The organism is Micromonospora sediminicola, from assembly GCF_900089585.1.
GTDB classification, from domain to species: Bacteria; Actinomycetota; Actinomycetes; order Mycobacteriales; family Micromonosporaceae; genus Micromonospora; species Micromonospora sediminicola.
In genome coordinates, this window is record NZ_FLRH01000001.1 from 21,576 (window position 1) to 44,570 (window position 22,995).

20 protein-coding genes are annotated in these 22,995 nt (G+C 74.9%); 14 read left to right on the forward strand and 6 right to left on the reverse strand.

Annotation, left to right across the window (positions count from 1 at the left end; genetic code table 11):
- Positions 1–34: 34 nt before the first annotated feature.
- Genes GA0070622_RS00130 through GA0070622_RS00140 form a run of 3 tightly spaced genes read right to left on the reverse strand, consistent with a single transcriptional unit; the run spans position 35 to position 2,288 of the window.
- The gene (locus tag GA0070622_RS00130; RefSeq protein WP_091565099.1) at positions 35–1,258 is read right to left on the reverse strand and encodes a dihydrofolate reductase family protein; all 1,224 of its coding nucleotides are present in this window, start codon (positions 1,256–1,258) and stop codon (positions 35–37) included.
- The gene (locus GA0070622_RS00135; protein WP_091565100.1) at positions 1,255–1,524 is read right to left on the reverse strand and encodes a hypothetical protein; all 270 of its coding nucleotides are present in this window, start codon (positions 1,522–1,524) and stop codon (positions 1,255–1,257) included. The genes GA0070622_RS00130 and GA0070622_RS00135 overlap by 4 nt, the downstream gene beginning before the upstream one ends.
- Positions 1,521–2,288 (reverse strand): GntR family transcriptional regulator, encoded by a 768-nt coding sequence (locus GA0070622_RS00140; protein WP_141684501.1) that lies wholly within the window; start codon positions 2,286–2,288, stop codon positions 1,521–1,523. The genes GA0070622_RS00135 and GA0070622_RS00140 overlap by 4 nt, the downstream gene beginning before the upstream one ends.
- 190 nt (positions 2,289–2,478) lie before the next feature.
- Between GA0070622_RS00140 and GA0070622_RS00145 the strand changes: the two genes are divergently transcribed.
- The 10 genes from GA0070622_RS00145 to GA0070622_RS00190 all read left to right on the forward strand — a co-directional run bounded on the left by GA0070622_RS00145 (position 2,479) and on the right by GA0070622_RS00190 (position 11,656).
- On the forward strand, positions 2,479–2,793 hold the full coding sequence (locus GA0070622_RS00145) for a hypothetical protein (protein ID WP_141684502.1): 315 nt from the start codon (positions 2,479–2,481) through the stop codon (positions 2,791–2,793).
- Positions 2,790–3,296 (forward strand): hypothetical protein, encoded by a 507-nt coding sequence (locus GA0070622_RS00150; RefSeq protein WP_091565103.1) that lies wholly within the window; start codon positions 2,790–2,792, stop codon positions 3,294–3,296. The genes GA0070622_RS00145 and GA0070622_RS00150 overlap by 4 nt, the downstream gene beginning before the upstream one ends.
- Entirely contained in the window at positions 3,296–3,541 is a 246-nt protein-coding gene (locus tag GA0070622_RS00155) for a hypothetical protein (protein ID WP_091565115.1), read from the forward strand. Before GA0070622_RS00150 ends, GA0070622_RS00155 begins: the two co-directional genes overlap by 1 nt.
- Complete coding sequence (locus tag GA0070622_RS00160) at positions 3,538–5,364, forward strand: DUF2637 domain-containing protein (protein WP_091565104.1); 1,827 nt, start codon at positions 3,538–3,540, stop codon at positions 5,362–5,364. Before GA0070622_RS00155 ends, GA0070622_RS00160 begins: the two co-directional genes overlap by 4 nt.
- Positions 5,365–5,415: 51 nt before the next feature.
- Positions 5,416–7,017, forward strand: a complete 1,602-nt coding sequence (locus GA0070622_RS00165; RefSeq protein ID WP_091565105.1) for a hypothetical protein — start codon at positions 5,416–5,418, stop codon at positions 7,015–7,017.
- A 92-nt stretch (positions 7,018–7,109) separates the two neighbouring features.
- Positions 7,110–9,347, forward strand: coding sequence for a hypothetical protein (locus GA0070622_RS00170; protein ID WP_141684503.1), 2,238 nt, complete (start codon positions 7,110–7,112; stop codon positions 9,345–9,347).
- 121 nt (positions 9,348–9,468) lie between these two features.
- A complete protein-coding gene (locus tag GA0070622_RS00175; RefSeq protein WP_245666082.1) occupies positions 9,469–10,080 on the forward strand; it encodes a hypothetical protein in 612 nt (203 codons plus the stop codon).
- A complete protein-coding gene (locus tag GA0070622_RS00180) occupies positions 10,077–10,457 on the forward strand; it encodes a hypothetical protein (RefSeq protein WP_245666083.1) in 381 nt (126 codons plus the stop codon). The genes GA0070622_RS00175 and GA0070622_RS00180 overlap by 4 nt, the downstream gene beginning before the upstream one ends.
- A gap of 31 nt (positions 10,458–10,488) precedes the next feature.
- On the forward strand, positions 10,489–11,151 hold the full coding sequence (locus GA0070622_RS33395; RefSeq protein ID WP_281186791.1) for a hypothetical protein: 663 nt from the start codon (positions 10,489–10,491) through the stop codon (positions 11,149–11,151).
- Between the two features lie 64 nt (positions 11,152–11,215).
- Positions 11,216–11,656 carry a hypothetical protein gene (locus tag GA0070622_RS00190; protein WP_091565111.1) on the forward strand — a complete coding sequence of 147 codons (441 nt, stop codon included), beginning with the start codon at positions 11,216–11,218 and terminating at the stop codon, positions 11,654–11,656.
- A 900-nt stretch (positions 11,657–12,556) separates the two neighbouring features.
- On the opposite strand, the gene GA0070622_RS32290 is transcribed toward GA0070622_RS00190, so the two are convergent.
- The 3 genes from GA0070622_RS32290 to GA0070622_RS00205 are packed head-to-tail and all read right to left on the reverse strand — an operon-like array spanning position 12,557 to position 16,401.
- Positions 12,557–14,311 (reverse strand): hypothetical protein, encoded by a 1,755-nt coding sequence (locus tag GA0070622_RS32290; RefSeq protein WP_091565113.1) that lies wholly within the window; start codon positions 14,309–14,311, stop codon positions 12,557–12,559.
- A gap of 51 nt (positions 14,312–14,362) precedes the next feature.
- Positions 14,363–16,189, reverse strand: a complete 1,827-nt coding sequence (locus GA0070622_RS00200) for a DUF2637 domain-containing protein (RefSeq protein WP_091565104.1) — start codon at positions 16,187–16,189, stop codon at positions 14,363–14,365.
- Positions 16,186–16,401, reverse strand: coding sequence for a hypothetical protein (locus GA0070622_RS00205; protein WP_091565114.1), 216 nt, complete (start codon positions 16,399–16,401; stop codon positions 16,186–16,188). Before GA0070622_RS00205 ends, GA0070622_RS00200 begins: the two co-directional genes overlap by 4 nt.
- 104 nt (positions 16,402–16,505) lie before the next feature.
- Here GA0070622_RS00205 and GA0070622_RS00210 point away from each other — a divergent pair, with 104 nt between their 5' ends.
- From GA0070622_RS00210 to GA0070622_RS00225, 4 genes are all read left to right on the forward strand, one after another.
- A complete protein-coding gene (locus GA0070622_RS00210; protein ID WP_091565104.1) occupies positions 16,506–18,332 on the forward strand; it encodes a DUF2637 domain-containing protein in 1,827 nt (608 codons plus the stop codon).
- Positions 18,333–18,383: 51 nt separating this feature from the next.
- The gene (locus GA0070622_RS00215) at positions 18,384–19,985 is read left to right on the forward strand and encodes a hypothetical protein (RefSeq protein ID WP_091565105.1); all 1,602 of its coding nucleotides are present in this window, start codon (positions 18,384–18,386) and stop codon (positions 19,983–19,985) included.
- 92 nt (positions 19,986–20,077) lie between these two features.
- Complete coding sequence (locus GA0070622_RS00220) at positions 20,078–22,315, forward strand: hypothetical protein (protein WP_141684503.1); 2,238 nt, start codon at positions 20,078–20,080, stop codon at positions 22,313–22,315.
- Between the two features lie 122 nt (positions 22,316–22,437).
- On the forward strand, positions 22,438–22,995 hold a 558-nt coding region (locus GA0070622_RS00225), incomplete at its 3' end, for a hypothetical protein (protein WP_245666085.1).

The window sequence follows — 22,995 nt, forward strand, 5'->3', positions numbered from 1 at the left end:
CGGGGGCCGCTGCGCGTGTCGCTACACAGAAGGGCTATCTGGGCAGGCGGTCGTACCGCAGGAACAGGTTGCCCTGCTCGTCGATCAGGGATCGGCGGAGCTGCCAGTCGTCGGCGCCTTGCCCAGCGCCTGACGAGTCAGTGATCCGTGGCCCGGGCACGGCTAGGAGCTGCGGCGTGATCGTCATGCAGATCTCGTCGAGCAGTCCGGCTCGTGTCATCGCGCCGGCGAGCGAAGGGCCGCCCTCGCAGACGAGCCGTTGGTGGCCCTGGCTGCGGAGCTGCTGCACGGCCACCGCCAGGTCGACGTCGGTTTCGCCGGCGACCACCAGGTCGACGTGCTCGGCGAGGGCGGGATCGATGCTGGCCGCCGATGCCGCGGGTGCGATGAGGATCGGGCGGGGTGGGACGTGGCGGCCGGTGTGCTGCTGGAACAGCGGTCCGGTGAGGTCGAGGTCGAGAGATCGGCTGACCACAGCAACGGTCGGGTGCGGCGCCAGGCCCATCGAGCGGCGGCGGGCGATCTGGAGGGCGGAGAGCGGCGTGGGTCCGTACCGCTCCGCGCGGACGGTGCCCGCCCCGATGAGCAGCACGTCGGCGTCTCGCTTGACCGCCTGGTAGACGCGCTGGTCGCCCGGGCTGGACAGCGCGGCGCTGGTTCCGTTCACCGCCGCCAGTCCGTCGATGCTGGTCACGGCCAGCAGCCGCACGTGCCCGGCGTCGGTGGCGAGGCGGTCGTGCAGCTCGTCGTCATCGAGGTCGACCAGCCCAGGCTTGGGCCACATGTCGCGGATGCGGGCGCCGGCGGCCGGAGCGGGCCACCCGGCAAGGCGCCAGGTCAGCTCAGCGACCTTCTCGGCGAGGGAGTCGAGAGCCTGACCGCCGAGGTTCGCGCCGGCGGCGGATCGTGTGGTGGAGTACCGCTGGCCCTCCACCAGGTACTCGACACCCGAGCGATCCATCGAGTAGAGGATGTGCTGGTCGCCGGTCTCGAAGGCCACACCAACAGCGTCGACCCCCAGGTCCCGCTGCACGTCGACGAGCCCGCGGTGGCGGCGGCACTGATCGATCCACTGGTCGAGCAGGTCGGAAGCTGTCTGGGTGCCGACGCCACCGGACAGCGTGGTGGGGACGGCGGGCTGCGGCGGTCGATGAGTGAGCGTCAGGAGGCGCGGCGGCCGGCCCCAGCTCCACGTGTAGCTGAGGTGCTCAAGGGCCGACAGGATCGCCGGGTCTCCCTGGGTGCTGTCGAGCGTCATGGCTGACCGTCCGTGGTGGGAAGCGGCTGCGCTGCGGCGGGCTGGAAGCGGGTGCCGCGCCAGCGGTAGATGTTGCGGGAGTAGATGACGACGAAGGCGATCGACAGGGCGATCATCCCGGGCTGTGTGGTGGCCAGGCCGTAGGTGATCCACACGGCCTGACTGGCGATGCCGTAGATCCACCCGAACCGGGGGTTGTGGCCGCTGATCCACAGCCCGACGATCGACGCCGCGGCGGCGATCCACGACCAGGTCGCCGGGCTCACCGATCGCCCTCGGTGAGGCTGACGTCGATCTCGTACGCGACGCGGTCTCCCGGCACGATCGCCGTGGACACCTCGACCGGCTCGCACCCCCGGTACAGCGTCCGCCAGTGCTCGAACACCGACGTCCCGCCGGGGATGGCCAGCTCGGCCACCTCGGCGGCGGACGGCACGCGGGACTCGAACGCGAGCTTCGCGCGGTCGACAGCGATCCCGCCCGCCATCAGGTGAGCAATCGTGCCCACGCCGGGACGTTCGTCGTCGGGGTTGTTGAGGCCGATGCGCTGCGCGGTCTCCGCCGGCAGGTAGGACCGCGCCACCTGGTGCGGGGCTCCCTCGACGACGTACCGGAACGTCCGCACCAGGAGCCTGTGCTCCGCGTCGACGTCCAGCAGCCGGGCGATCTGCTCTGAGGCCATCACGTAGTCGTAGGTGATGTCGACCTTGGCGTCCGCCCCGGTCATCGCCTCGAACAGGCCCGCCTGAACGTCGGCCCCCCGGCGCGCGGCCGCGTACTCCATGCGCAGGCCCGCGAGCAGGTCGCGTCGCACCACCTGGCGGCGGCGGACGTAGATGCCCGACCCGTGCACCACGGTCAGCAGTCCCTCGGCGACCAGCTCTTTCAGGGCTCGGTCGAGCGCGGAGCGCGATCGCGTCTCGTAGATGGCCATGAGGTCGGCCAGCCGCGGCAGGCGATCGCCGGGCAGGTACTTGCCGGACTGAATCTGTCGGCGCAGATCAACGGCGATCTCGGCGCCTCTGCTCACAGCTCTCAACGCCAGCCTCCCAAAGAGCCCCCGGGAGAGTTGTTGACTCCCCTGGCCTACAGGGTGACACTAGCAGTGTCCCCGAGACAATCCCCTACCAGGGTTCGTTCGGAAACGGGACAAAGCCCGGCGCTACGAACACCGGGCTTCGCCACAGGCGGGTCGCTGACCTTGGGAAGGAGCACGACCCATGAGCATTGTCCACGACCACCCCGGCGCTGGAAGCGCACCACCGACCGTGACGCCCCCCACCGATCTCCTGAACATCGGCGACCCGTGGGAGCGGGCGCGCGCCGCCTCGCGCATGGCCGACCAACTGCACGAGGCTCGCCGCGCCGCCCTCACCATCCGGCTCGCCGCGGTCCGCGAGCTGGTCGAGGGCCGCCGCATCCCCGCCACCGTCGTCGGCCGATTCATCGGCATCACCGGCGGCCGCATCTCCCAGATGCTCGCCGGCAACCGCACGAAGACCGAGCCGGCCCGCACGATGGGGGACGCGGCATGACCGCCCCGACGAAGAAGCACCTGGACCTGGCCATCGCGCTGGCGCAGTTCCGCCAGGGTCTGCCGAAGTTGACGGACGCCGGGCTGGAGCGCCGGGCCGCCGAGGTGGCGGCGCTGCCGGGCTGGTACGCCGGCGAGCTGCGCCGCCTGGTCGACGCCGAGCGCGAGTCCCGCCGTACGACGACCCCGCCGACGGCGCCGACCCGGTCGCGGGCGCTGCGGATCGCCGCCGGCGCGGCGATCGCCGGAGCTCCGGCGGCGGCGCTGACCGGGCAGGCCCTCGCGCAGTACGCCGACCAGGTGCCGCAGGTGCTGCTCTACTCCCCGGCCGTCGCGGTCGGCCTGGTGGCCGCCGCCGTCGGCGCGAGCCGGACGGCCCGGTGGGTCGACGACCGCCGGCACCCCCTCGCGGTCGACGTCGACGAGGCCGACCTGAACCCGCTCGGCAAGGAGCTGCTCGCGAAGGTACGCGCGGCTCGCCTGGCGCGCGGGGAGGTGTGCTGATGGCCGCCTTGCTGGTGGTGAAGGTGCACCTGGACTGGACCGGCCCGGGCCACTACGACCGCGACCGGTCGTTGCCCTGCCGGGTCTGTGCCACCGCCACGAAGATGCGCGACGGCCGCGGCGACGCGTGCCACCAGTCGTGCGCGGAGGACGAGATCGCCCGGGAGCTGCTCGGCACCGGCCGGACCCTGATCGACGACGAGCGGATCCCGACGCCGGCGCGAACCCTGGAGGTGTCGTCGTGACGACGTTGCAGCACGGAACGGACCTGACCCAGCTCGCCGCGACCGACGCCAAGGTGGCCCGCAACCTGGCCGCGGCCGAGCGGGAGCGCCTGGCTGTGCAGACGCGAATCGCATCGGAGGACGCCGCTAGCGAGCGGCAACTGCGGGCGAAGGCGGAGCAGCTTCGACTGGCGGCGCAGAAGGACGCCAACCGCGACGCACGGGCCGAGCGGCGCCGCAAGCAGCAGGAGAACGAGCGGGCCGACCGCAAGGCCCGCCGGCAGGCCCGCCGGGCAGAGCTGGCCGGCTGGTACGCCGGCCGGGTCGCCTACGTGCGCGACAACGCCGCGGCGGTCTACTCCGGGCTGATCTACGGCCTGGCCGTGTCCGGGGCGGTGTACGGGCAGGTCGACGCGGCCCGGGCCAACAACCTGCCCACCCCGATCGGGGTGATCGCCGCGGTGGCCATCGAGGGCACCGGGCTGGCGATGGCGCTGACCGCGCAGCACCAGCGACTCAACGGCGAGCGGGCGATGGTGGCCCGGGCGCTGATCTGGATCTGCACGGCGGCCGCGGTGTCCATCAACGCGATCGGGCACCACGCCGACCCGGTCAAGGCGATCGGCCTGTCCGCGCTGTCCGCGCTGGGGATCATCGTCTACGAGGTCCGCTCCGGAGCGAAGCACCGCCCCGCGCTGCGCGCCAAGGGCATGATCCCGGAGCCGCCGGAGCGGTTCGGGTGGCGGCGCTGGCTGACCTACCCGCGGCAGACCCGCGAGGCGTGGAAGACCGACGTGCGCGACCGGCTCTCCCCCGGCGCGGCCGCGCTGATCGCCCGGGCCGAGGCCCGGCGGGCCGAGCAGCACCGCCAGGCCGCGATCGAGGCGGAGCGTGAGCGGCAGCAGAAGGTGGTGGCCGAGGTCGCCGCCGGTGCCCGGAAGGCGCTGCGCAAGGCCACCGGCAAGGACTCCGGCGCCGCCCTGGCGGCCCTGGCCCGGCTCGCGGCCACGGGCACCCCGGCGCCGCTGCTGGCGCTGCCCTCGCCCGGACGGGCGGAAGCCGAGGCGGCCCGCGCCGACGCCGCCGAGGCCCGACGGGCACTGGCGGAAGCGGAAGCACGCGCCGACGCCGCCGACGCGCGGGCGGAAGCGGCAACGGTGCGTCGGGCGGAAGCGGAAGCGGAAGCACGCGCGGCGATCGAGCGGGCGGAAGCGGAAGCAACTCACCGGGCGCGAGCGGAAGCGGAAGCAGCGACCGCCACGCGCCGGGCGGAAGCGGAAGCACACGCCGCCGCGCTCGCCCGTCGGGCGGAAGCGGAAGCACGCACCGCGCTGGAGCGTGCGCTGGCGGAAGCGGAAGCAGCGCGCGCCGAGGCCCGCGCCGAGACCGGACGCGCCTCGCGCACGCAGGGGCAGCTCGACGCCGCCGGCGCCGAGTGGCAGCGCCGGCTCCAGACCGCTGAGACGGCGCTGGGACAGGCCCGCCGCGAGCTGAGCGAGCAGCAGCACGCCCGCCACCGCGCGGAGGCCCTGGCCGAGGCCGCCAAGCAGGACGCCGCCGACCTGCGCGCCGCGCTGGCCCAGGCCGCCGCCGACGCCGGCCGCCGGCCCCGCCGCACCCCGGCCGGATCGAGCAAGCCGGCCGAGCCGGTGCTGTTCGAGGGCAAGCCGGTCCCGCACGTCGACCGGGTCAGCCCCGAGACCGTCCGCGCGGTGCTGCAGGCCCGCAAGGACCACCCCGACGCCACCCAGAAGGACCTCGCCCCGAAGGTCGGCACCTCCGAGCGGACCGTCCGCACGGTGCTGACCGCCGTCGCCGCCGCCAAGGGCAGCCCCGCCTCATAACAGCTCATAACTGTGGGGCGTGAGCAGCCAAAACGAAGGGAGGAACGCACGATGCAGACGGAGACGACGGCCCCGACGCCCGAGGCCGAGACGGTCGAGATGCCGGCGCCGGACCTGTCGGTGCTGGCGGCCGAGCAGCCGCCGGCGGAGCAGGGCAAGGACGACAAGGCCACGCCGCAGGAGCTGGCGGAGACGACGCCGGCGTCGGTGGGCCTGGTGGTGGCGTTGGTGGTTATCTCGGTCGTCGCCGCCGTGGTGGTGGCGATGTGGATGGTGTCGCCGCTGATGGCGCTGCTGCTGGGTGCCGGGCTGATCGTGGTCGCGGTGCTGGCCGGCGCCGGGTGGCTGGCCTGGCGCAAGTTCACCCGCCGGGACAAGACCGGCCGGGACCGCTTCGGCCGCGACCGCGTCGGCCGCACCGACCGGACCGGCGGGAGGTCCACCAACGGCGGCAGCAAGTCCCCCGCCGGGCGTGGCAAGAACGGCGACAAGTCCGGCAGTTGGTGGCCGTTCGGCCGCAGCAAGACCACCGGCGGCGGGGGGAAAACCCCTGGTGGCGGCGGCAAGACCCCCGGCGGCGGTGGGAGGCCGACCGGCGACGGTGCCGGGCGGAAGAAGGCCGGGGGCGGGTGGTGGCCGTTCGGCCGCAACAAGACCCCCGGCGGCGGCGGGAAGACCCCGGCCGGCGGCAAGGCTCCCGCCGGTGGGAAGCCGACCGGCGACGGCGCGAAGAAGACCCGCGACAGGTCCGGGGGCGGGCGGTGGCCGTTCGGCCGCAACAAGACCCCCGGCGGCGGGAAGACCCCGGGCGGGGGCGGCAAGGCCCCGACCAGCGGCAAGACCCCCGGCGGCGGCGGAAAGCCGGCCGGCAACGGCGGCGCGAAGCCGACCAACAACACCGCGGGCCGTAAGGCCAAGACGGTGGGCGGGGCAGCGCTGCTGGGGCTGCTCGGGCTGGCCCGGGCGGCGAAGAAGACCAAGGCCACGGACGCCAAAACGACCGACGGCAAGGCGGCCGGCGCGGATGGGCCCGCGAAGACGAAGACCGGTCACACGCGGCCGACGCCGGGAGGCCACCGCGCGGAGACGGTCATCGACGTCGACCTGGACGACATCACCAGCCCGACGCCCGGCCGGCCGGGCAGCTCGTCGACCGGCTCGGCCGGGCCGACGACGGGCTCGGCCCGGCGTGCCGGGCCGTTCTTTGACCCCGGCTCCACCGCTGGCAGCGAGCGGTGGGACCGGACGGCACCGACCCCGCTGCGCACCACCCCGCACCACCAGCACCAGGCCCCTGTTTCCAACCACCTTGGAGGACCGGAAATGAGCACCACGACGAGCGACATCGACCAGGACGCGATGCGCGTGGCGAACCGCTACGCCGAGCAGGTCGAGAAGGCGCAGACCCTGGCGGCCCGGGCGCGGGCGTGCCGGGACGCGGCGGACCAGTACCGCCGTGACGCCCGCAACAACCAGGAGAGCGCGGAGAACCACAAGCAGGCCGCCCGCACGATCCGCGACGCCAACGTGGCCCACGAGCACGCGGTGTCGGCGCGGGACGCCGAGGCGGAGGCGGCGCGGGAGATCCTCGCGGCCCGCTACTACGAGGCGCAGGCCGAGGAGTACGAGGCCCAGGCCCGCGCCATCGGCTGACCTGTTCAACCCGCGCGGGGGCCGCGCCGCACCTGGTGCGGCCCCCGCACCCACACCCCGCACGACCAGGCACAAGAACGAGGGAGGACGTCGTGACGAAGCGGCGAGCAGCGGTGGGCATTCAGTGGAAGACGTTCTGGGCCGTGGTCGCGCCGTTCATCAGCGCGGTGTGGGTGGCGGTGTGGCTGGTCACCGGCTCGCCGGTGTGGATCGCAGGGCTGGCCACGGCGCTGCTGGCGGCCGCGGCCGCGTTCGGTGCCCGGCTGCTGGTGCGCATCTCGCCGATGTTCGCCCGCCTCAGCTCGGCGTCGAAGGCGAGGGTGGTGGGCTGGCTGGTGGCGGCGGTGACCGTCTACGCCGGCTGGTCGACCCTCGCGGTGACGGTGCCGGACCTGTGGCCTGTGTGGGCGCTGATCCTGCCCGCGTTGGGCGGCAGCACCTGGGTGCTGGCCCGCACCCACGAGTACCTCCTGCGGTACGCGCCGCCGGCGGCGCCGTCGCCGGCCGCGGCCGCGCTGACCGCCGGCGCGCACGCGCCGCTCGCGCTGACCGCCGGCGACCTGAGCGGCCCCCGTGACGGGGAACCGCACCTGGCGTGGCTGCTGCGCCTGGCCGTGCACAAGGCCGGGCTGGAATGGCTGCGCATCTCCAACCCGCAGATGGTCGGCCCGGCCGACCGGCCGTTCGGCGCGCGGGTCGAGGCGTGGGCGCCGATCGAGCTGCGCCGCATCGTCAACGGCAAGGTCAAGACGGAGACCGCCCCGCAGCTCGACGACCACCACGCCCGGCGCATCGCCCTGGCCCTGCGCGACATCACCCGCCGCGACATCGCCCCCGACTGGGTGAGCATCAGCGAAGACCCCGGCCGGGTCGGCGTCTACACGATCCAGGCCAACACCGAAGACGTCATGAAGCGGATCCGCCCCTACCGCGAGCGCGTCGACGAGCTGGTCGACCCTACCGGCCGGCCGATCTGGCGGCGCCTCGCCGAGCCTTCCTACGCGCTGTGGGGCATGGACGGGATGCCGATCGGCGTCGACGTCGCCCGGCACGCCTGGATCCTCGGCGCGTCGACCGGCGGCAAGTCCGCCTACATCCACCGCGAGTGGGCTGACGTGACCCGCTGCGAAGACGCGCTGATCTGGGTCGCCGGCACCCGCAAGTTGTACGACCTGGTCGGGCAGTGGCTGGAGCCCTACCTCGGCACCGACGTGCGGCCGCCGCTGGACTGGGTCCGCGCCGACGCCGAGGGCGTGCTGCAGATGCTCATCGCCGTGATGGAGGTCGCCCGCTGGCGCCAGGACCAGCCGTTCTCCGCCCGCCACAACTTCAAGAAGATCATGGTCTACATCGACGAAGGCAGCTTCGCGCTGAACACCAAGAACAAGGTCAAGTACGACGGGGCGGAGGTCACCGCCGGCGACATGTACGCCGCGTGCACCCAGGCGGTCGCCTCCGCCGGGATCTACCTGGTCGTGGCCACGCAGCGCGGTGTGCACCACGCGTTCGGCGACAACGGCGGCGACGCCAGCGCGAACATCGCCCGGGAGATCATGCTCATGTCCGGTGACGAGCAGGAGGCCGGCCGAGTCACCGGCAACTACAAGCTGCCCCCGCTGCGCCACCGCGGCGAGTGCTACGCCCGCCTCGGCGACGGCGAGCCGGTCCGCGCGAAGATCGAGTACGTCCAGACCTGCGACCCGTCCAAGCCGGTGCTGCACGACGGCCCGCGCGTCGACGAGATCTCCTGGAACCGCAGGCACCACCAGCGCGACCTTGACCCCGGATCGGCGCAGGCCGCCGGCCCCGTCTACGCCGCCCGGCACCAGCTCGTCACCGACGACTACCTGGCCGACCTTCGCAATGCCCGCGCCCGCGGCAAGAAGACGCAGACCGCCGCGCCCGAGCGCGACGGCGAGCAGGCGATGGCCTCCGCCGTCGCCAGCATCTTCCGCAAGCTCGGCGGCAAGCCCGCCGTCATTCCCGCCGCCCCGGCGCCGGCCGCAGGCGAGATGCCGGCCGCCGAGCCGGTGGAGCCGACGCCGCTGGCCGGTTATCGCACCCGCGCCGACCGGGTCGAGGCCGCGGTGCGCCACATCTGGCGCACCACCACCGCCCCGGCCGGACCGCGCGACATCCTCGCAGCGCTCCAGGACGCCGGCGACACCACCGTCACCCCGCAGTTGGTCGCCAACGCGCTGACCCAGCTCGGCCAGCAGGGCCGGGTGGTGCGGCCGCAGACCGCCGACAAGCGGGAGGCGACCGGGCAGTACCTGCCGCCCGAGGCCGCCACCACCACGACCACGACGGTCACGGCCAGTAACTCATAACCCTTCATAACCCGGGCGCCCTCCCCCGGGTGAGGGGGCCCTATGCAGGATCCGACCCCCTCCCCCACCGCTGTTATGAACCCGACTGTTAGGTCACCGTCCGTAAAGGAGAACGCCCGCCATGTCTGCCCGCCCCGCCGAACTCGAGTCCGAGATCCGCCGCCTCACCCGCCAGCGCGACGCGCAGCCGGCGGACACCCTCTACGCCCTGACCCACCAGCAGCGCATCGACGAACTGTCGGTGGAGCTGATCGCCTGGCAGCTCGACGGGGCACGGATGCGCGCCGCCGAGCACGCCATCCGCGCCGCCGCCCGCCGCCGCCACCGCGCCCACACCGGCCGGCGCCGGTGGCCGGCCGTGGCCGGCGGCAGCGGTCTGCTCGGCACCGTGGCCACCGCCGGGCACCTCGCCGCCAACGCCGGCGGCCCGCCGCTGATCGGCGGAACGCTGCTCGGCGTGGCCGCCGTCGCGCTGGCGCTGACCGCACTCGACCGCGCCCGCGACGCCCGCGAGCTGGCCGCCGCCGCCACCGACATGGACGCCGCTCAGGACCAGTACGCCGCGGTCGTGGCCAGCCACGCCGACGCGATCGCCCCCGCCCGCCCGCTGCCCATCCACAACCAGGAGACGTCATGCGCCAGCCCGCAGCCCCCGGCAACCAGCCCGTCCAACGCCATCAGCACGACCCCGGCGTCCGTTGCTGCGATCGCTGGCCCCCGGCCGAGCGCGTGACCACGGTCGGCACGATCCTGGCCGACCGCCGCCGCCTGGTCTTCGCCGCCGGCTACACCGGCTGGCTGCTGGCAGCCCTGGCCGCCGTCGTCGCTGTGCACGCCCTGCTGCTGCCGGCCACCACCGACTGGGCCGGCGCCCACGGCCTGTGGGGCTGGGCCGTGTGGGCGGGCTGGGCCGCGACCAGCCTTGCCGCCCTGCACCAGGGCGTGCTGGCCCGCCGCCGCTCCCGCACCGCCGTGTACGTGCTGCACGGCTGCGCCGCGGCCGCCGCCCTCATCGGCATCGCCGCCCCCGGCGGCTGGGGCCAGGCCCTGACCGCGATCGCCGGCGCCGCCGGCGCGTGGCTGGTCGCCTTTCTCGCCGCCCGCCGCTGACCCACCCGACCGAACCGATCGAAGGAGAACCGTGCACACCACCCCCGACCCCGACCGGCCGCGGCTGGCCCTGCTCGACACCGACACCACCATCACCGGCCGGCGAGGGCTGGCCGCGTGGTGGCGCACCTCCCGCGCCGCGCGGGCCGTGCGTGAGGGCTGGCCGATTGTGGTGGCCGCGCTGATCGCCCTGACCGTGGCCGGCGGACTGCTGTGGCTGCTCTGGGTCGTCATCGCCGGGCTGCTGTCCGGGCTCGGCGCGGCCGCCACGGCGGTCGGCGACGCCGCGCCCGCCCTCGGTTCCTGGATCACCGACGGGCCGATCACCCGCTCGATCTCCGACCCGGTGCGCGCCTATCTCGACGCGCACACCACCGGCCTGCCGGCCAGCGGCCGCGACGCCTGGATCGCCTGGCTGGTCGCCGTCTGCGCGCTCTACGCCGCTGCGGTGTCCGGATCCACCTACGGGCGCATCGGGTGGGCCGCGATCGGCGTCCTGACCGGCGCGGCCGTCTACGCCGGCGCCCCGGCCGGCACCGGCCCGGCCGCCGCCGGGCTGACCGCCGTGGTGTGGCTGACCCTGTCCCTGCTCGCCTACGCCGGCCCCCTCGCCGGCAGCGCGGTCGCCGCGATGGTCGCCGACCTCACCGAGTCCCGCCAGCGCGCCACCGTCCGCACCAGCGACGCGTCCTGACCGGACCCGGCCGCCGCGCTCCCTTTTCCGCCGACCCGTCGATAGCACCCACTGAGGAGGAGCCATGACCACCACGACCACCCCGACGACCAAGGCCACCGTCCCGACGATCCCGGTGCGGCTGTACCTGAGCGACAACGACCCCGAGTACCCCCGCACCGAGCAGCGGGTCGTCACCGGCTGGCCCGTCGCGCCCGGCCTGGCTGTCAACGTCACTCTCGACGACGACGGGCAGCGCCTGGACGGCCACTACAGCCTGACCCACCTGCCCAGCGGCCAGGCCATCGCCCGCCGGCTGTGCGCCCGCCACGTCGACCAGGCAGCCGTCGCCGCGATCGCCACCGGCGTCGACTGGACCGAGCCCGCCGAGCAGATCGTCGTGGACGAGCGCACCGTCCCGCTGCGCCCCGGCATGGCGGTCTGGGACTGGTGCGGCTACGACCACTTCTGCCAGGCCGAGGCGTACCCGCGCCCGGACTCCCCCACCTACTCGACCAGCCAGTAACGCCGCGCGGGCGGCCCCTCCGCCTTCCCAAGCTCCGGGGCCGCCCGCCACTCCCTGATCCCATGCGAGACGTACAGGAGCTGCCCATCATGGTGCCCCATCCCACGCCGCCCGTCCGGCTCGACCGCGCGGTCGGCGAGCTGGACGCCGCTATCACCGGCGTACGCGCCGAGCTGGCCCGCGTCGACCCGAAGGCCAACGGCTACCTCCAGGTCGCCGGCGTGCTGCTCGGCGCCGGCGCGGTCGCCGGCGCCGGCGGTGGGTGGCGCCGCGGCCTCGCCCGGTCGGCGCGGGTGCGACGGCGACCACGGCCTAACGCCGGCGACAACTCGTTCTTCGCCAGCTGGCTGTGTGGCTCGTGCGACCGGCTGCGCTGCTGCCGCCGGCTCGCACTCGGCCAGTGCGGGCCAGCGGCCCCCGGCGGGTTGAAAGCAGCGTCAGCTTGCGCCGCGCGAGATGGGGTACCGGCGGTCCGGCCTCGCATCCCGCGTAGCTCGGATCACCGTCCACGGGTCACGCCGCCGCCTCGGCGAGACTCGGCGGCTCAAGGCGCGCTCGCACGCACACCTTCGGGCGGGTGCTCGTGCGCACACCGTTCGGCGGTTCGCGGCGGATCGCTGGCGGGCGCGTCCTCGCGTGCGTGTGGGTTGCTCGGCCGCACGCTCTCCTGCGCGGTGCACACCGGACGGCCGGGCCACGACGCGCGTCATTGCCCACCCGGGCGGGTACGCTGGTCCGGGCCGCCGTCCCGGTCACCCGCCGCGCGACGCCGCGCGCCGGCGGCACGGCCGTGCGCGCCGCCGGCGGCGCCGGCTAGCCGCAGCGTGAGGTACTCGTCGCCACGCACATCGCTGTCTGCGTCGAGCAGTGTCAGCTCGTCGTCACATTGGCCGGGCACCGTCACCGGGGAAGGGATGCGGCGCACCGTTGGAAACCGGCCGCACCCACGGGGCCTTCGGTCGCTCCGGTGCCGGTGGCGCGCGGTGGAGCGCTCGCAGCCCTGGGCGTCCGCCCCGTGCCGTCCGTCACGCGGGTCGACACCGCACCGCCGCGCCACCACACAGACGCCGAGCTGAGGCGGGCGCCGGGGCTGCTACGACGTCCTCCCCGGTGCGTTGAACAGGTCAGGCCCCGGCACGCGTAGGGCGGGCCGAGCCGCCGCCGCGTCGCGCCTCCCACGTTGGCGTCGCGGATCGTGCGGGCGGCCTGCTTGTGGTTCTCCGCGCTCTCCTGGTTGTTGCGGGCGTCACGGCGGTACTGGTCCGCCGCGTCCCGGCACGCCCGCGCCCGGGCCGCCAGGGTCTGCGCCTTCTCGACCTGCTCGGCGTAGCGGTTCGCCACGCGCATCGCGTCCTGGTCGATGTCGCTCGTCGTGGTGCTCATTTCCGGTCCTCCAAGGTGGTTGGAAACAGGGGCCTGGTGCTGGTGGTGCGGGGTGGTGCGCAGCGGGGTCGGTGCCGTCCGGTCCCACCGCTCGCTGCCAGCGGTGGAGCCGGGGTCAAAGAACGGCCCGGCACGCCGGGCCGAGCCCGTCGTCGGCCCGGCCGAGCCGGTCGACGAGCTGCCCGGCCGGCCGGGCGTCGGGCTGGTGATGTCGTCCAGGTCGACGTCGATGACCGTCTCCGCGCGGTGGCCTCCCGGCGTCGGCCGCGTGTGACCGGTCTTCGTCTTCGCGGGCCCATCCGCGCCGGCCGCCTTGCCGTCGGTCGTTTTGGCGTCCGTGGCCTTGGTCTTCTTCGCCGCCCGGGCCAGCCCGAGCAGCCCCAGCAGCGCTGCCCCGCCCACCGTCTTGGCCTTACGGCCCGCGGTGTTGTTGGTCGGCTTCGCGCCGCCGTTGCCGGCCGGCTTTCCGCCGCCGCCGGGGGTCTTGCCGCTGGTCGGGGCCTTGCCGCCCCCGCCCGGGGTCTTCCCGCCGCCGGGGGTCTTGTTGCGGCCGAACGGCCACCGCCCGCCCCCGGACCTGTCGCGGGTCTTCTTCGCGCCGTCGCCGGTCGGCTTCCCACCGGCGGGAGCCTTGCCGCCGGCCGGGGTCTTCCCGCCGCCGCCGGGGGTCTTGTTGCGGCCGAACGGCCACCACCCGCCCCCGGCCTTCTTCCGCCCGGCACCGTCGCCGGTCGGCCTCCCACCGCCGCCGGGGGTCTTGCCGCCGCCACCAGGGGTTTTCCCCCCGCCGCCGGTGGTCTTGCTGCGGCCGAACGGCCACCAACTGCCGGACTTGTCGCCGTTCTTGCCACGCCCGGCGGGGGACTTGCTGCCGCCGTTGGTGGACCTCCCGCCGGTCCGGTCGGTGCGGCCGACGCGGTCGCGGCCGAAGCGGTCCCGGCCGGTCTTGTCCCGGCGGGTGAACTTGCGCCAGGCCAGCCACCCGGCGCCGGCCAGCACCGCGACCACGATCAGCCCGGCACCCAGCAGCAGCGCCATCAGCGGCGACACCATCCACATCGCCACCACCACGGCGGCGACGACCGAGATAACCACCAACGCCACCACCAGGCCCACCGACGCCGGCGTCGTCTCCGCCAGCTCCTGCGGCGTGGCCTTGTCGTCCTTGCCCTGCTCCGCCGGCGGCTGCTCGGCCGCCAGCACCGACAGGTCCGGCGCCGGCATCTCGACCGTCTCGGCCTCGGGCGTCGGGGCCGTCGTCTCCGTCTGCATCGTGCGTTCCTCCCTTCGTTTTGGCTGCTCACGCCCCACAGTTATGAGCTGTTATGAGGCGGGGCTGCCCTTGGCGGCGGCGACGGCGGTCAGCACCGTGCGGACGGTCCGCTCGGAGGTGCCGACCTTCGGGGCGAGGTCCTTCTGGGTGGCGTCGGGGTGGTCCTTGCGGGCCTGCAGCACCGCGCGGACGGTCTCGGGGCTGACCCGGTCGACGTGCGGGACCGGCTTGCCCTCGAACAGCACCGGCTCGGCCGGCTTGCTCGATCCGGCCGGGGTGCGGCGGGGCCGGCGGCCGGCGTCGGCGGCGGCCTGGGCCAGCGCGGCGCGCAGGTCGGCGGCGTCCTGCTTGGCGGCCTCGGCCAGGGCCTCCGCGCGGTGGCGGGCGTGCTGCTGCTCGCTCAGCTCGCGGCGGGCCTGTCCCAGCGCCGTCTCAGCGGTCTGGAGCCGGCGCTGCCACTCGGCGCCGGCGGCGTCGAGCTGCCCCTGCGTGCGCGAGGCGCGTCCGGTCTCGGCGCGGGCCTCGGCGCGCGCTGCTTCCGCTTCCGCCAGCGCACGCTCCAGCGCGGTGCGTGCTTCCGCTTCCGCCCGACGGGCGAGCGCGGCGGCGTGTGCTTCCGCTTCCGCCCGGCGCGTGGCGGTCGCTGCTTCCGCTTCCGCTCGCGCCCGGTGAGTTGCTTCCGCTTCCGCCCGCTCGATCGCCGCGCGTGCTTCCGCTTCCGCTTCCGCCCGACGCACCGTTGCCGCTTCCGCCCGCGCGTCGGCGGCGTCGGCGCGTGCTTCCGCTTCCGCCAGTGCCCGTCGGGCCTCGGCGGCGTCGGCGCGGGCCGCCTCGGCTTCCGCCCGTCCGGGCGAGGGCAGCGCCAGCAGCGGCGCCGGGGTGCCCGTGGCCGCGAGCCGGGCCAGGGCCGCCAGGGCGGCGCCGGAGTCCTTGCCGGTGGCCTTGCGCAGCGCCTTCCGGGCACCGGCGGCGACCTCGGCCACCACCTTCTGCTGCCGCTCACGCTCCGCCTCGATCGCGGCCTGGCGGTGCTGCTCGGCCCGCCGGGCCTCGGCCCGGGCGATCAGCGCGGCCGCGCCGGGGGAGAGCCGGTCGCGCACGTCGGTCTTCCACGCCTCGCGGGTCTGCCGCGGGTAGGTCAGCCAGCGCCGCCACCCGAACCGCTCCGGCGGCTCCGGGATCATGCCCTTGGCGCGCAGCGCGGGGCGGTGCTTCGCTCCGGAGCGGACCTCGTAGACGATGATCCCCAGCGCGGACAGCGCGGACAGGCCGATCGCCTTGACCGGGTCGGCGTGGTGCCCGATCGCGTTGATGGACACCGCGGCCGCCGTGCAGATCCAGATCAGCGCCCGGGCCACCATCGCCCGCTCGCCGTTGAGTCGCTGGTGCTGCGCGGTCAGCGCCATCGCCAGCCCGGTGCCCTCGATGGCCACCGCGGCGATCACCCCGATCGGGGTGGGCAGGTTGTTGGCCCGGGCCGCGTCGACCTGCCCGTACACCGCCCCGGACACGGCCAGGCCGTAGATCAGCCCGGAGTAGACCGCCGCGGCGTTGTCGCGCACGTAGGCGACCCGGCCGGCGTACCAGCCGGCCAGCTCTGCCCGGCGGGCCTGCCGGCGGGCCTTGCGGTCGGCCCGCTCGTTCTCCTGCTGCTTGCGGCGCCGCTCGGCCCGTGCGTCGCGGTTGGCGTCCTTCTGCGCCGCCAGTCGAAGCTGCTCCGCCTTCGCCCGCAGTTGCCGCTCGCTAGCGGCGTCCTCCGATGCGATTCGCGTCTGCACAGCCAGGCGCTCCCGCTCGGCCGCGGCCAGGTTGCGGGCCACCTTGGCGTCGGTCGCGGCGAGCTGGGTCAGGTCCGTTCCGTGCTGCAACGTCGTCACGACGACACCTCCAGGGTTCGCGCCGGCGTCGGGATCCGCTCGTCGTCGATCAGGGTCCGGCCGGTGCCGAGCAGCTCCCGGGCGATCTCGTCCTCCGCGCACGACTGGTGGCACGCGTCGCCGCGGATCCGTGGCGGGCCGGCGGGCCGACCGCGCGGTCGTTGGCCGGGCGGTGCCAGCCAGGTGCCGACCGGGCGCGGACCTGCGGCCACCAGTCGTGCGCGAGGGACGGAGCGCCGGGAGTGCTCGGCACCGGCCGGACCCTGATCGACGACGAGCGGATCCCGACGCCGGCGCGAACCCTGGAGGTGTCGTCGTGACGACGTTGCAGCACGGAACGGACCTGACCCAGCTCGCCGCGACCGACGCCAAGGTGGCCCGCAACCTGGCCGCGGCCGAGCGGGAGCGCCTGGCTGTGCAGACGCGAATCGCATCGGAGGACGCCGCTAGCGAGCGGCAACTGCGGGCGAAGGCGGAGCAGCTTCGACTGGCGGCGCAGAAGGACGCCAACCGCGACGCACGGGCCGAGCGGCGCCGCAAGCAGCAGGAGAACGAGCGGGCCGACCGCAAGGCCCGCCGGCAGGCCCGCCGGGCAGAGCTGGCCGGCTGGTACGCCGGCCGGGTCGCCTACGTGCGCGACAACGCCGCGGCGGTCTACTCCGGGCTGATCTACGGCCTGGCCGTGTCCGGGGCGGTGTACGGGCAGGTCGACGCGGCCCGGGCCAACAACCTGCCCACCCCGATCGGGGTGATCGCCGCGGTGGCCATCGAGGGCACCGGGCTGGCGATGGCGCTGACCGCGCAGCACCAGCGACTCAACGGCGAGCGGGCGATGGTGGCCCGGGCGCTGATCTGGATCTGCACGGCGGCCGCGGTGTCCATCAACGCGATCGGGCACCACGCCGACCCGGTCAAGGCGATCGGCCTGTCCGCGCTGTCCGCGCTGGGGATCATCGTCTACGAGGTCCGCTCCGGAGCGAAGCACCGCCCCGCGCTGCGCGCCAAGGGCATGATCCCGGAGCCGCCGGAGCGGTTCGGGTGGCGGCGCTGGCTGACCTACCCGCGGCAGACCCGCGAGGCGTGGAAGACCGACGTGCGCGACCGGCTCTCCCCCGGCGCGGCCGCGCTGATCGCCCGGGCCGAGGCCCGGCGGGCCGAGCAGCACCGCCAGGCCGCGATCGAGGCGGAGCGTGAGCGGCAGCAGAAGGTGGTGGCCGAGGTCGCCGCCGGTGCCCGGAAGGCGCTGCGCAAGGCCACCGGCAAGGACTCCGGCGCCGCCCTGGCGGCCCTGGCCCGGCTCGCGGCCACGGGCACCCCGGCGCCGCTGCTGGCGCTGCCCTCGCCCGGACGGGCGGAAGCCGAGGCGGCCCGCGCCGACGCCGCCGAGGCCCGACGGGCACTGGCGGAAGCGGAAGCACGCGCCGACGCCGCCGACGCGCGGGCGGAAGCGGCAACGGTGCGTCGGGCGGAAGCGGAAGCGGAAGCACGCGCGGCGATCGAGCGGGCGGAAGCGGAAGCAACTCACCGGGCGCGAGCGGAAGCGGAAGCAGCGACCGCCACGCGCCGGGCGGAAGCGGAAGCACACGCCGCCGCGCTCGCCCGTCGGGCGGAAGCGGAAGCACGCACCGCGCTGGAGCGTGCGCTGGCGGAAGCGGAAGCAGCGCGCGCCGAGGCCCGCGCCGAGACCGGACGCGCCTCGCGCACGCAGGGGCAGCTCGACGCCGCCGGCGCCGAGTGGCAGCGCCGGCTCCAGACCGCTGAGACGGCGCTGGGACAGGCCCGCCGCGAGCTGAGCGAGCAGCAGCACGCCCGCCACCGCGCGGAGGCCCTGGCCGAGGCCGCCAAGCAGGACGCCGCCGACCTGCGCGCCGCGCTGGCCCAGGCCGCCGCCGACGCCGGCCGCCGGCCCCGCCGCACCCCGGCCGGATCGAGCAAGCCGGCCGAGCCGGTGCTGTTCGAGGGCAAGCCGGTCCCGCACGTCGACCGGGTCAGCCCCGAGACCGTCCGCGCGGTGCTGCAGGCCCGCAAGGACCACCCCGACGCCACCCAGAAGGACCTCGCCCCGAAGGTCGGCACCTCCGAGCGGACCGTCCGCACGGTGCTGACCGCCGTCGCCGCCGCCAAGGGCAGCCCCGCCTCATAACAGCTCATAACTGTGGGGCGTGAGCAGCCAAAACGAAGGGAGGAACGCACGATGCAGACGGAGACGACGGCCCCGACGCCCGAGGCCGAGACGGTCGAGATGCCGGCGCCGGACCTGTCGGTGCTGGCGGCCGAGCAGCCGCCGGCGGAGCAGGGCAAGGACGACAAGGCCACGCCGCAGGAGCTGGCGGAGACGACGCCGGCGTCGGTGGGCCTGGTGGTGGCGTTGGTGGTTATCTCGGTCGTCGCCGCCGTGGTGGTGGCGATGTGGATGGTGTCGCCGCTGATGGCGCTGCTGCTGGGTGCCGGGCTGATCGTGGTCGCGGTGCTGGCCGGCGCCGGGTGGCTGGCCTGGCGCAAGTTCACCCGCCGGGACAAGACCGGCCGGGACCGCTTCGGCCGCGACCGCGTCGGCCGCACCGACCGGACCGGCGGGAGGTCCACCAACGGCGGCAGCAAGTCCCCCGCCGGGCGTGGCAAGAACGGCGACAAGTCCGGCAGTTGGTGGCCGTTCGGCCGCAGCAAGACCACCGGCGGCGGGGGGAAAACCCCTGGTGGCGGCGGCAAGACCCCCGGCGGCGGTGGGAGGCCGACCGGCGACGGTGCCGGGCGGAAGAAGGCCGGGGGCGGGTGGTGGCCGTTCGGCCGCAACAAGACCCCCGGCGGCGGCGGGAAGACCCCGGCCGGCGGCAAGGCTCCCGCCGGTGGGAAGCCGACCGGCGACGGCGCGAAGAAGACCCGCGACAGGTCCGGGGGCGGGCGGTGGCCGTTCGGCCGCAACAAGACCCCCGGCGGCGGGAAGACCCCGGGCGGGGGCGGCAAGGCCCCGACCAGCGGCAAGACCCCCGGCGGCGGCGGAAAGCCGGCCGGCAACGGCGGCGCGAAGCCGACCAACAACACCGCGGGCCGTAAGGCCAAGACGGTGGGCGGGGCAGCGCTGCTGGGGCTGCTCGGGCTGGCCCGGGCGGCGAAGAAGACCAAGGCCACGGACGCCAAAACGACCGACGGCAAGGCGGCCGGCGCGGATGGGCCCGCGAAGACGAAGACCGGTCACACGCGGCCGACGCCGGGAGGCCACCGCGCGGAGACGGTCATCGACGTCGACCTGGACGACATCACCAGCCCGACGCCCGGCCGGCCGGGCAGCTCGTCGACCGGCTCGGCCGGGCCGACGACGGGCTCGGCCCGGCGTGCCGGGCCGTTCTTTGACCCCGGCTCCACCGCTGGCAGCGAGCGGTGGGACCGGACGGCACCGACCCCGCTGCGCACCACCCCGCACCACCAGCACCAGGCCCCTGTTTCCAACCACCTTGGAGGACCGGAAATGAGCACCACGACGAGCGACATCGACCAGGACGCGATGCGCGTGGCGAACCGCTACGCCGAGCAGGTCGAGAAGGCGCAGACCCTGGCGGCCCGGGCGCGGGCGTGCCGGGACGCGGCGGACCAGTACCGCCGTGACGCCCGCAACAACCAGGAGAGCGCGGAGAACCACAAGCAGGCCGCCCGCACGATCCGCGACGCCAACGTGGCCCACGAGCACGCGGTGTCGGCGCGGGACGCCGAGGCGGAGGCGGCGCGGGAGATCCTCGCGGCCCGCTACTACGAGGCGCAGGCCGAGGAGTACGAGGCCCAGGCCCGCGCCATCGGCTGACCTGTTCAACCCGCGCGGGGGCCGCGCCGCACCTGGTGCGGCCCCCGCACCCACACCCCGCACGACCAGGCACAAGAACGAGGGAGGACGTCGTGACGAAGCGGCGAGCAGCGGTGGGCATTCAGTGGAAGACGTTCTGGGCCGTGGTCGCGCCGTTCATCAGCGCGGTGTGGGTGGCGGTGTGGCTGGTCACCGGCTCGCCGGTGTGGATCGCAGGGCTGGCCACGGCGCTGCTGGCGGCCGCGGCCGCGTTCGGTGCCCGGCTGCTGGTGCGCATCTCGCCGATGTTCGCCCGCCTCAGCTCGGCGTCGAAGGCGAGGGTGGTGGGCTGGCTGGTGGCGGCGGTGACCGTCTACGCCGGCTGGTCGACCCTCGCGGTGACGGTGCCGGACCTGTGGCCTGTGTGGGCGCTGATCCTGCCCGCGTTGGGCGGCAGCACCTGGGTGCTGGCCCGCACCCACGAGTACCTCCTGCGGTACGCGCCGCCGGCGGCGCCGTCGCCGGCCGCGGCCGCGCTGACCGCCGGCGCGCACGCGCCGCTCGCGCTGACCGCCGGCGACCTGAGCGGCCCCCGTGACGGGGAACCGCACCTGGCGTGGCTGCTGCGCCTGGCCGTGCACAAGGCCGGGCTGGAATGGCTGCGCATCTCCAACCCGCAGATGGTCGGCCCGGCCGACCGGCCGTTCGGCGCGCGGGTCGAGGCGTGGGCGCCGATCGAGCTGCGCCGCATCGTCAACGGCAAGGTCAAGACGGAGACCGCCCCGCAGCTCGACGACCACCACGCCCGGCGCATCGCCCTGGCCCTGCGCGACATCACCCGCCGCGACATCGCCCCCGACTGGGTGAGCATCAGCGAAGACCCCGGCCGGGTCGGCGTCTACACGATCCAGGCCAACACCGAAGACGTCATGAAGCGGATCCGCCCCTACCGCGAGCGCGTCGACGAGCTGGTCGACCCTACCGGCCGGCCGATCTGGCGGCGCCTCGCCGAGCCTTCCTACGCGCTGTGGGGCATGGACGGGATGCCGATCGGCGTCGACGTCGCCCGGCACGCCTGGATCCTCGGCGCGTCGACCGGCGGCAAGTCCGCCTACATCCACCGCGAGTGGGCTGACGTGACCCGCTGCGAAGACGCGCTGATCTGGGTCGCCGGCACCCGCAAGTTGTACGACCTGGTCGGGCAGTGGCTGGAGCCCTACCTCGGCACCGACGTGCGGCCGCCGCTGGACTGGGTCCGCGCCGACGCCGAGGGCGTGCTGCAGATGCTCATCGCCGTGATGGAGGTCGCCCGCTGGCGCCAGGACCAGCCGTTCTCCGCCCGCCACAACTTCAAGAAGATCATGGTCTACATCGACGAAGGCAGCTTCGCGCTGAACACCAAGAACAAGGTCAAGTACGACGGGGCGGAGGTCACCGCCGGCGACATGTACGCCGCGTGCACCCAGGCGGTCGCCTCCGCCGGGATCTACCTGGTCGTGGCCACGCAGCGCGGTGTGCACCACGCGTTCGGCGACAACGGCGGCGACGCCAGCGCGAACATCGCCCGGGAGATCATGCTCATGTCCGGTGACGAGCAGGAGGCCGGCCGAGTCACCGGCAACTACAAGCTGCCCCCGCTGCGCCACCGCGGCGAGTGCTACGCCCGCCTCGGCGACGGCGAGCCGGTCCGCGCGAAGATCGAGTACGTCCAGACCTGCGACCCGTCCAAGCCGGTGCTGCACGACGGCCCGCGCGTCGACGAGATCTCCTGGAACCGCAGGCACCACCAGCGCGACCTTGACCCCGGATCGGCGCAGGCCGCCGGCCCCGTCTACGCCGCCCGGCACCAGCTCGTCACCGACGACTACCTGGCCGACCTTCGCAATGCCCGCGCCCGCGGCAAGAAGACGCAGACCGCCGCGCCCGAGCGCGACGGCGAGCAGGCGATGGCCTCCGCCGTCGCCAGCATCTTCCGCAAGCTCGGCGGCAAGCCCGCCGTCATTCCCGCCGCCCCGGCGCCGGCCGCAGGCGAGATGCCGGCCGCCGAGCCGGTGGAGCCGACGCCGCTGGCCGGTTATCGCACCCGCGCCGACCGGGTCGAGGCCGCGGTGCGCCACATCTGGCGCACCACCACCGCCCCGGCCGGACCGCGCGACATCCTCGCAGCGCTCCAGGACGCCGGCGACACCACCGTCACCCCGCAGTTGGTCGCCAACGCGCTGACCCAGCTCGGCCAGCAGGGCCGGGTGGTGCGGCCGCAGACCGCCGACAAGCGGGAGGCGACCGGGCAGTACCTGCCGCCCGAGGCCGCCACCACCACGACCACGACGGTCACGGCCAGTAACTCATAACCCTTCATAACCCGGGCGCCCTCCCCCCGGGTGAGGGGGCCCTATGCAGGATCCGACCCCCTCCCCCACCGCTGTTATGAACCCGACTGTTAGGTCACCGTCCGTAAAGGAGAACGCCCGCCATGTCTGCCCGCCCCGCCGAACTCGAGTCCGAGATCCGCCGCCTCACCCGCCAGCGCGACGCGCAGCCGGCGGACACCCTCTACGCCCTGACCCACCAGCAGCGCATCGACGAACTGTCGGTGGAGCTGATCGCCTGGCAGCTCGACGGGGCACGGATGCGCGCCGCCGAGCACGCCATCCGCGCCGCCGCCCGCCGCCGCCACCGCGCCCACACCGGCCGGCGCCGGTGGCCGGCCGTGGCCGGCGGCAGCGGTCTGCTCGGCACCGTGGCCACCGCCGGGCACCTCGCCGCCAACGCCGGCGGCCCGCCGCTGATCGGCGGAACGCTGCTCGGCGTGGCCGCCGTCGCGCTGGCGCTGACCGCACTCGACCGCGCCCGCGACGCCCGCGAGCTGGCCGCCGCCGCCACCGACATGGACGCCGCTCAGGACCAGTACGCCGCGGTCGTGGCCAGCCACGCCGACGCGATCGCCCCCGCCCGCCCGCTGCCCATCCACAACCAGGAGACGTCATGCGCCAGCCCGCAGCCCCCGGCAACCAGCCCCCGGCAACCAGCC